The sequence below is a fragment of the Rhizobium sp. SEMIA 4085 genome (genome assembly GCF_013004495.1).
GTDB classification, from domain to species: domain Bacteria; phylum Pseudomonadota; class Alphaproteobacteria; order Rhizobiales; family Rhizobiaceae; genus Rhizobium; species Rhizobium gallicum.
The window spans coordinates 1-8,801 of the sequence record NZ_JABEPH010000259.1; the positions used below are offsets into that span (position 1 = coordinate 1).

The following is an 8,801-nucleotide window of genomic DNA, read 5'->3' on the forward strand; positions in this document are numbered from 1 at the left end:
CCAGGGCCTCTTGACAATAGCGCGCCCCGGGCTGTGGTCGGGATGGCGCCGCTGGCGGGGGAGGGTCTCTCCTCCCCCGGTGAAGACATCCCGGTAATCCCCGGTGTCGTCGATCGAGTCGCTTTCGAGCGCCCCCGCCGCGACGACGTCGAGCTCGGCATCGACGAAGAACCGCTGGCCGAGAAACTCCTCTTCGTCGTGAACCCCGTGACGCGCAAAGAACGCGCAATTCTGCAACGTGATTGTATATTTCGTGCCCATCAGCCTTCTCTTTGCTCGAAATCCCGGCGCGCCGCCAGCATAGCATCCGCGACCGCTAGCGCATCCCTGTTGATTGCGACATTGTGCACACGGAAAACCGCGGCACCCTGTAGCCTGAGCAGTGCGCTGCTCGCCGCCGTCGCAACGTCGCGCTCAGCCGCATCCCGTCCTGTGACCGTACCGACGAAGCGCTTTCGCGACGTGCCCGCCAGCAGCGGCAATCCGAAACGCTGCAATTCGGTAAACCTCGCCATCAGCTCTAGGTTCTCGTCGGCATCCTTGGCAAAGCCGAAGCCCGGATCGAGCACGATCCGCTCGCGCATGACGCCTGCTTCCGCGGCGATCTCTAGGGAGCGGACCAAGAAATGATACTGGTCCGCAATCACGTCCGGAAGCTTCTCGCGTTCGCGGCCTGTATGCATGAGGCAGAGCCCGGCGCCGGTATCGGTCGAAACCCTCGCGATCTCCGCCTCCTTCTGCAATCCGAAGACGTCGTTGATAATATGCGCGCCGGCCCCGACAGCGAGCCGCGCCGTCTCCGCGCGGTAGGTGTCGATCGAAATCAGCGCATCGCTCCTGCCGCGCAAAGCCTCGATCACCGGCAGCACGCGGGACTGCTCTTCCGCAGGGCTGACTTCGGCAGCACCCGGGCGTGTCGACTCCCCGCCGATGTCGATAATCGCGGCACCCTCGCTGACGGACTGAAGGGCATGCTCGACCGCCGCATCCACGCTTTCGTAGCGTCCGCCATCCGAAAAGGAATCCGGCGTCACATTGATGATCGCCATGATTATGCCGCGCGGCCCGAGTTCTATTTCGCGGCCATGCGCCACGCGCCAGAAACTGCTTCGAAGCTGTAGCATCGGGGTATATCCCATTGATAATAAAAAAAGCCGACGCCCTGTATTGCGCTCGCGGTGGCTATGCCCCAAGCTCCGCCGAACTTCAACACGGGTAGCGTCAAGAATGCCTTCCGCATCGCGTTATATGCGTTTCGTCCTTGCTTTTTCCATGACGGCTGCCCTCTGCATTCCCGCCTCGGCTCAAGTCGTTGCGACCAAAAGCTACTCCTATTTCGACATCCGCGGAAAGAGTGCCGGCGAGCGCGATGAGGAACTGAGTCGCCGCGGGCCGACGGCGAGCGGCTCCTCCGCGCGTCACCCCGGCGCGACGAAAATCCGCTTCGGCGGCGAGGCGACCTACGTGCAGAGCAACGGCCGCTGCCGCATCGCCAGCGCAAAGGTGACCGTTCACACGCAGATCATCCTGCCGCGCTGGCGAAACCGCAACGGCGCCAGCAAACAGCTGTCGACGATCTGGGATGCACTTTCGAGCGACATCAAAAGGCATGAGGAGCGGCACGCGGAAATCGCCCGCACACAAGCACGTCTCATGGAGCGACGGATTCTCGCACTGCCTGCCCAGCGCAGCTGCGGAGCCATGCAGGAGCTTGTCACGGAAGAATCTAATCGCGGAATAGAAGAACACGACAGGTTGCAGGCGCGTTTCGACCGCATCGAGGCAGTCAACTTTCAGAGCAGGATGATGCGCTTGCTCAACAGACGAATCAGCTCGTCCGGCAGCGAAAAATAACCCAATTTTCGCAACAAGCACGAAATATCGTTAGCTGAGCAACGAAACCTATGCGAATCCTTCCCCCTCCAAAGCCTGTTAATGATGAAAATTAGCGATATGCGACTCAACCCGCACGCGCTAATATGAACACATTCGGAAGTTCAGGTGGGATTGACCTGATCTTCTGTAATTGGTTCTCCTGGCGCGTTCTAAGCCGCGGGCGGTCCTCCCTCGCCCGATGGTTATGCGCCCGCCTCGCCTCGCACGTCATCCGGCGCGCGAGGCTTTTTTTGCGCCCCTCAGGCCTGGCGCTCGGGCACCTGGACGATAAGTCCGTCGAGCGCCGCCTTCATTCTGATCTGGCACGAAAGCCTCGAAGTCGGGCGGACATCGAAGGCGAAGTCGAGCATGTCTTCTTCCATCGCTTCCGGCGGGCCGACGCGCTCGGTCCATTCTTCGTCGACATAGACATGACAGGTCGCACACGCGCATGCGCCGCCGCACTCGGCTTCTATGCCTGGCACCGAGTTGCGCACGGCATTCTCCATCACGGTGGAGCCTTGATCGACATCCAGATCGAAGCGCGTGCCGTCGAAGGCAACGATAGTCAGTTTGGGCATGATGCTTTCCGGTATTACATGAAGAGGGAGGATCGAAATTTTTCTTCCAACAAATCCGATGGGCAGTCAACATCGACTGCCTTCACGGTTTCATTCCATATTTAAAAGCGACGGGCTTTTCCATTTGCGTCATACCGCTGGCCACAAAAAGACCCGCTGTTCCGGAATGGAGCAGCGGGCCGAGTGGCTTAAAATGCTCAGCTCTAGCGGCTGAGCTTGAGAATGAAATTTTCGGCTTCGACGACGGCGGCTCCGACCGCGGCCATGCACGCTGCATCGCCGCAATTGTTCTCGAGCATGTCTGCCGCTTCGGATACCTGGAAGGCCCCCACCGCGCTCGCCGCCCCTTTCAGCCGGTGGGCAGCGGCTAGTATCTTCCTTGCATCGCCTGACGAAACCTCCTGCAGGCAGGCGCGTGCCTGGCGCGCAAATATCTTCAGGACCTCGACTTCAAGCGCCTTGTCGCCCATCGTCTGCTTTGCCAGATGAACAAGGTCGATCGGGCGACCCTTCGAGGGGCAAGGCCCGTTTGAATTATCCGGCGCCTCGAACGCAATACTGACTGCTGCCATGTGCCAATTCTCCCGTCTTTACCCCGCAGGTGGATTCACACTGCGGTTGGAGAGTGGCGATCGCGTTAAATTCTGGCACATTGAGGACGGGATTCTACCGCTATGGTTAACAATCGCTTAACGCCCCTAAATTATTGGTTTTTCGTCGTCCGCCTGCGTTAAATTATGTTAACAACGGATTAACGGATGGTGATTAGCAAGGCTTCATTAATTGTCTCGGAAGCCCGGATGTGTCACTACGATACTGGTAGACTAGGTTTATGGTACGCGCCTTTGCTGGCCAAGTGGATAGTGGTAATGTTTTGATACCGTCCGTTTGAAAAAGCGGCTATCTACCCTGAAATGACATGCTTATCCGTCCGTGAGCTCGGATGGGAAGGTCAGGCAAAGGTTGGAACCCGGACGCGGCACTGTCCGGGAAATGCGGCTGAACCGGCTGAGATGTAACGAGGCGTAACCGAATGGCGAACAACAAGTATAGCGAGTCGATCGAGGACAAGGCGTTCAAAGCATTGGACGAAGCTCTCCAGATCGACTTTAGCCAGCAGAAGGCGCCGTCTCGCGGCGCTAAAACGCCTGACGCCCCGGAGGCCAAAGTGTCCGACACGCCATCTGCCCGCAGCAATCAGCAGGACCAGGATGAGAACCAGCGCCGCCGCGGCCGCGGCTCCAGGACCGAGCAGGTGGCCCGCGCACCGGCGCTGGCCGCGGCGAACGATGCAAACCGCATGACGGCGGCCTCCATTCTGAAATCGCTGGACGGCGGCTCGACGCGTTCAGCCGTGCGCAACGCCACGCTCTTCTCGCTGCTGTGGATCGTCGGTGGCGTCGGCCTGATGGCCCTGCTCTACTCGCCGCAGATCTTGCAGATCCGTTCCGTTGCCGATCTCGCGGCCCTCCCCGGCGTCATTGCCGGCATCGTCGGCATCATCGTGCCGGTGCTTCTGTTCTATGCCTTCGCAATCATGATCTCGCGCGCTCAGGACATGCGCAACGCCGCCCGCTCCATGGCGGAAGTGGCACTGCGTCTCTCCGAACCGGAACCAATCGCATCCGAACGCATCATGACGGTCGGCCAAGCCGTTCGCCGTGAAGTCTCCGCCATGAATGAAGGCATCGAGCGCACGATCGCGCGCGCTTCGGAGCTCGAAACCCTGGTTCACTCCGAAGTTAACGCGCTTGAGCGCAGCTATGCCGATAATGAACTGCGCGTGCGCGGCCTGGTTCATGAACTCGGCTCCGAGCGCGAAGCGATCGTCAATCACGCTGAGCGCATCCGCAGCTCGATCGTCGGCGTCCATGACCAGCTGAAGGAAGACCTTTCGCTCGCGACGGAAGAGATCGCCGTGCGCCTTGCGACATCAGGCGAAGCCTTCGCATCGATGATCGACACCCGGGCTGCGACGCTGACGGAAAAATCGGAAACGGCGATCCAGTCGCTCGGCTCGCTTCTCGCAGCCAAGACCGACTCGCTGCTGCAGACGCTGACCTCCTCCGGTTTTGCGCTGGCACACGAATTCGACACGCGCCTGGAGACGCTCACCTCCAACCTCAATGATCGCGGTGAGCAGTTGCTCAGCCAGTTCGAAACGCGTGCCTCTACTATGGACAGCAGCGCCGAGAAGCTGAATGCGGCGCTGAACGACCGCGCCCGCCAGCTGAACGAAATCCTGATTGCCCGCACCCGCGAAATCAACGAAAGTCTGACCGGTGGCGAACGCGAAATCACCGGCACGCTCGACGACGTACTTGCCAAGCTCAACGCGTCGCTCGACGATAAGAGCGCAAGCTTCCGTCAGAGCCTGCAGTCCAGCGCCGACGACGCCATCATGGACCTCGACCTGCGCTCCGGCTTCTTCGACGAGCGCCTGCAGGCAACCGTCGCCCAGATGTCGACCGCGTTCGATGAGCGCGTGGCGGAATTCACAAACGCCTTCGACAAGCGCGCTGGTTCGCTTGACACCAAGCTGATGGAAAGCCTTGCGCGCATCAACGAGACGCTGGCCGGCGGCTCGGAATCGATCGACGGCATCCTCAATTCAAGCATCGAGCGCCTTGGCGCCTCGATGACCGACCAATCCTTCGCGTTGGCGACTGCGCTGAGTACAGGTCAGGAAGTTCTCGAAAGCTCTCTCGGTAGCAAGGTCGACGAAATCTCCAACGCCCTTTCGGCCCGCAGCAGCGAGATCACCTCTGCCCTGCAGTCTGCAAGCGGGGGGATTTCCGAGGCGCTCGCCTCCGGCGTTTCCGAGCTGCATGGCAGCCTTTCGGCCCGCAGCAGCGAGATCACTTCTGCCTTGCAGTCCGCAAGCGGCGAGATTTCTGAGGTGCTCGCCTCAGGCGTCTCCGATCTGCATGGCAGCCTTTCAGGCCGCACCAGCGAGCTCACCTTCGCGCTGCAGAGCGCAAAGGATGAAATTGCTGAGACGCTGGCGTCCGGCACGACCGATCTGCGGACGAACCTTTCGAGCCACACCGGCAAACTGACCTCCGCGCTCAAAAATGCCAAAAGCGAGCTTTCCGAGGCTCTGACATCCGGCACTTCTGAGCTGCAGGCGAATCTTTCGGGCCGCACCAGCGAACTGGCATCTGCTCTGCAGAACGCCACCGGTGAAATTTCACTAGCGCTCGCAACCGGCACGTCCGAACTCCACAACAATCTCGCGGCGCGTTCGACCGAATTCCGCGAGACCCTGCTGTCGACCACGTCCGACCTCACGGCTGCCGTGTCCGCCGGCACGGAGCAGATAACCTCCGCATTCGGCCGCGCCGACGAGCTCAACAACGTAATCTCCCAGCGAGCCGCGGCGATCACCCAGGCCCTGGATTCCGCCCATGAACGCATCGACGGTGTCATGGCGGAGCGCAGCAGCGCACTCGTCGGCGCGCTCTCGAGCAATCACGACCGCCTGGCCGACACCCTCGACGAAAAAACGATGGCGCTTGCCATATCGCTCGACGATAGCCAGAGCCGCTTCGACAGCGCGCTGGAAGCCCGCACCAACGCACTCCTCGATACCGTTGCAGGTGCTGAGGCGCGGGTTGCCGGCGCCTTCACCGACAAGGCAGAGGGGATTCGCAGCGCCTATACCGACAACCAGGAACGGCTCGAACGGTCGCTCGGCGAACACGTCGCGGCGCTCTCCTCGACACTCTCCAGCAGCAACAACCGCCTTGAGTCGCTGACGGGCGAAGCAGCCGCACGCATGGAGTCGCTCACCAGCGAAGCTGCCGCCCGCATCGACGGCAGCCTTGCCTCCGCCCATGACCGCATCCGCGCAACGCTGGACGACCGTGCGAACGCGATCAGCCTTTCGCTCAGCGACGCCCATGCGCAGCTCAGCAATACGCTGTCCGAGCAGGCAACGACCATCGGCGCCTCGGTCGCCGCAAGCGCCAGCATGCTCGAAATGTCGCTGGAAGATCATGAAGCCTCCATCCGCCAGACGATCGACGGCAGCGCCAGGTCGCTCGAAGAGCGCCTGCGTGAAGGCGCCGGCCAGATCGCCGGCCGCTTCCAGGATGCGGCAAGCGAAATCTCGCGCTCGGCCGAAACTTTCTCCATGCACCTCGATCAGTCGATAGACGGCATGACCGGCCGTTTTGCTGAAACCGGTTCGCGCGTCGAAGCTGGCCTTGCCGCTCTCGAAAACCGCATCCGCGACGGAGTCGGCGGTGTCGCAACGCAGGTGGATGCCGCAGGCAGCCGGCTTACGGAAACACTTAACGACAGCATTTCGCAACTTCGCGAACTCGGCGACGATGCCGCCTTGCGGGTTACGACCGTCCTGGAAAGCACGAGCGATACGCTTACCGGCGCGATCGACGAGCGCACGGCGAGCCTCGCCAGCGCAATCGATGAGCGCACAGCAAGTCTCGCAGCTGCGATTGGCGAGCGGACTTCGGCTCTGACTGCCGCTGTCGATGAACGGGCTGCAAATCTCACGATGACGATCGACGATCGTGCCGCAAATCTCGCGACGTCCATCGACGACCGCACGGCAAACCTTGCTCAAGCGATGCATCGTGGCAGCGAGCATATCGACGAACGCCTCTCCACCATGGACCGGGCGCTCAGCCTTGGCCTCAACGCCGTCAATCAGACGATCGAAGGCAAGGCCGCCGGCCTCGCCTCGACGCTGCGCAGCGCCGTTGCCGATGCTGCCCAGGGCATGGATGCCGAAGCCGCACGCACGGCCGAACTGATGGCCCGCACCGGCCAGCAGTTCACCGAGGGCCTCGACCAGAAGAGCGGCGAGTTCGCGCGTGCCATGGACGAGCGCTCCGAACAGATCGTCGGCCGCGTTTCCGAAGCGCAGAACCGCCTCGCGAGCCAGGCAGCCGCCGTCGCCCAGACCTTCTCCGAGGCGGGGAATGCGATCGTCAACAAGGTCGCCGAAGCCGAAACGCTCGTCAGCGGCCAGGTGAATGCCATTTCGCAGGCTCTCTCCGAGGCCCAATCGTCGCTGGAGAGCCGCGGTGACGCAATCCGCTCGACGATCGCAAGCGCCAGCGAGGGCATCGCCACGACCATGTCGAACGTCGACAGGGCTCTCGAAGCCCGCAGCAGCGCGATCCGCTCCGGTCTGGAAGAGCGCGCACGCGAAATCGATGCGACCTTGACCGATGTCGAAAAGGCGCTCGAAGCTCGCGGCCATACGATCCGCTCGACGCTCGACGAGCGCACTCGCGAGCTCAACTCCATGCTCGCCGGCCGTTCTTCCGAGCTCTCGCGCCTGATCGACGAAACGGCGCATCCAATGATCGAGCGCTACACGGAAGCCGGCAAGGAGGCTGCGGCCCGCATCGCCGCCGCAGCCGAACAGAGTGCGGACCGCCTGCGCGCCGAAAACGCAGTCCTGGCGAATGCGATCGCGGCCCGAACCGAGAGCGCTTCCACGGCGGTCAATGCTCTTGAAACGAGCCTGCTTGCCAACGTCAACTCACTCATCGAGCGCCTGTCCGAAAACAGTGCCTCGATGGCGATGATGATGAACAGTGCGGCAGAAGAACTTGCCACTGTCGACGGCCGCCTCGGCGAGACCACCTCGCGCTTCACCGATTCGGCGTCGAAGGCGGCGGAGATGGTTTCCGCCTCGACCCGTCTTCTTGAAGGAAAGGTCGACCGCCTCTCCGACATATCGGGCCAAACGCTGGCGCAGGTCGGCGGCATCATCGGCCGCTTCGACGAGCATTCGAAGGTCCTAAGCCAAGCGTCAGACCTGCTCGCAGCCGCGCAGTCGAACCTCGTCTCGACACTCGAGGAACGTGAAGGCGCGCTGCAGAGCCTCTCCGTCGGCCTCGTCCAACGTTCCGAAGAGATTGAAAAGACGATGCGTGCGCTCTCCGGCATGGTCGAGAATGCCTTCGAGCGTGCCGAGCAGCGCTCCAACCAGGTCACCGGCAATCTGCGCCAGGGCGTGCAATCCTCCTTCGCCGATATCGGCCGGGTGCTTTCGGAGACGGAAAAGCGCGCCGAGGCAGCCGCCGAGGCGATGCGCAGCTCGATCGTCAAGGCAGGCGAAGAAGCGAACGCAACGATCGAAGGCACCTTCGACAATGCCGAACGTCGCTCGAACGACCTGGTGAACCGCCTACGCGGCGGGCTGACCGCGTCGCTTTCCGATGTCGAGCGAATGCTCGGCGAGGCAGGCCGCGCATCGGACGGTGCTGCCCAGCAGCTCCGCGAATCGGACGCTTATACACATATCCGAGCCCACGGGACTCCTGAGCAGCTCGTATGCAGACTTCCGCGTGTACACAAGAAACAAAG

6 protein-coding genes are annotated in these 8,801 nt (G+C 61.8%); 2 read left to right on the forward strand and 4 right to left on the reverse strand.

The annotated features are described in order from the left end of the window. Positions 1-261 (reverse strand): dihydroneopterin aldolase (locus C9413_RS22360; RefSeq protein WP_170250926.1); only part of this gene is annotated, 261 nt, incomplete at its 3' end. Further along, a complete protein-coding gene (folP, locus tag C9413_RS22365) occupies positions 261-1,124 on the reverse strand; it encodes a dihydropteroate synthase (RefSeq protein WP_039845048.1) in 864 nt (287 codons plus the stop codon). The genes C9413_RS22360 and folP, both read right to left, overlap by 1 nt. A gap of 103 nt (positions 1,125-1,227) precedes the next feature. On the opposite strand from folP, the gene C9413_RS22370 reads away from it, so the two are divergent. Beyond that, the gene (locus C9413_RS22370; protein WP_170250927.1) at positions 1,228-1,854 is read left to right on the forward strand and encodes a DUF922 domain-containing protein; all 627 of its coding nucleotides are present in this window, start codon (positions 1,228-1,230) and stop codon (positions 1,852-1,854) included. Positions 1,855-2,135: 281 nt separating this feature from the next. Here C9413_RS22370 and C9413_RS22375 read toward each other — a convergent pair whose 3' ends face one another. Both C9413_RS22375 and C9413_RS22380 read right to left on the reverse strand, forming a co-directional pair. Continuing rightward, positions 2,136-2,456, reverse strand: a complete 321-nt coding sequence (locus C9413_RS22375; protein ID WP_039845050.1) for a 2Fe-2S iron-sulfur cluster-binding protein — start codon at positions 2,454-2,456, stop codon at positions 2,136-2,138. Positions 2,457-2,659: 203 nt separating this feature from the next. Continuing rightward, positions 2,660-3,028, reverse strand: coding sequence for an Hpt domain-containing protein (locus tag C9413_RS22380; RefSeq protein WP_039845051.1), 369 nt, complete (start codon positions 3,026-3,028; stop codon positions 2,660-2,662). 461 nt (positions 3,029-3,489) lie between these two features. Here C9413_RS22380 and C9413_RS22385 point away from each other — a divergent pair. Continuing rightward, positions 3,490-8,801 (forward strand): hypothetical protein (locus tag C9413_RS22385; RefSeq protein WP_170250928.1); only part of this gene is annotated, 5,312 nt, incomplete at its 3' end.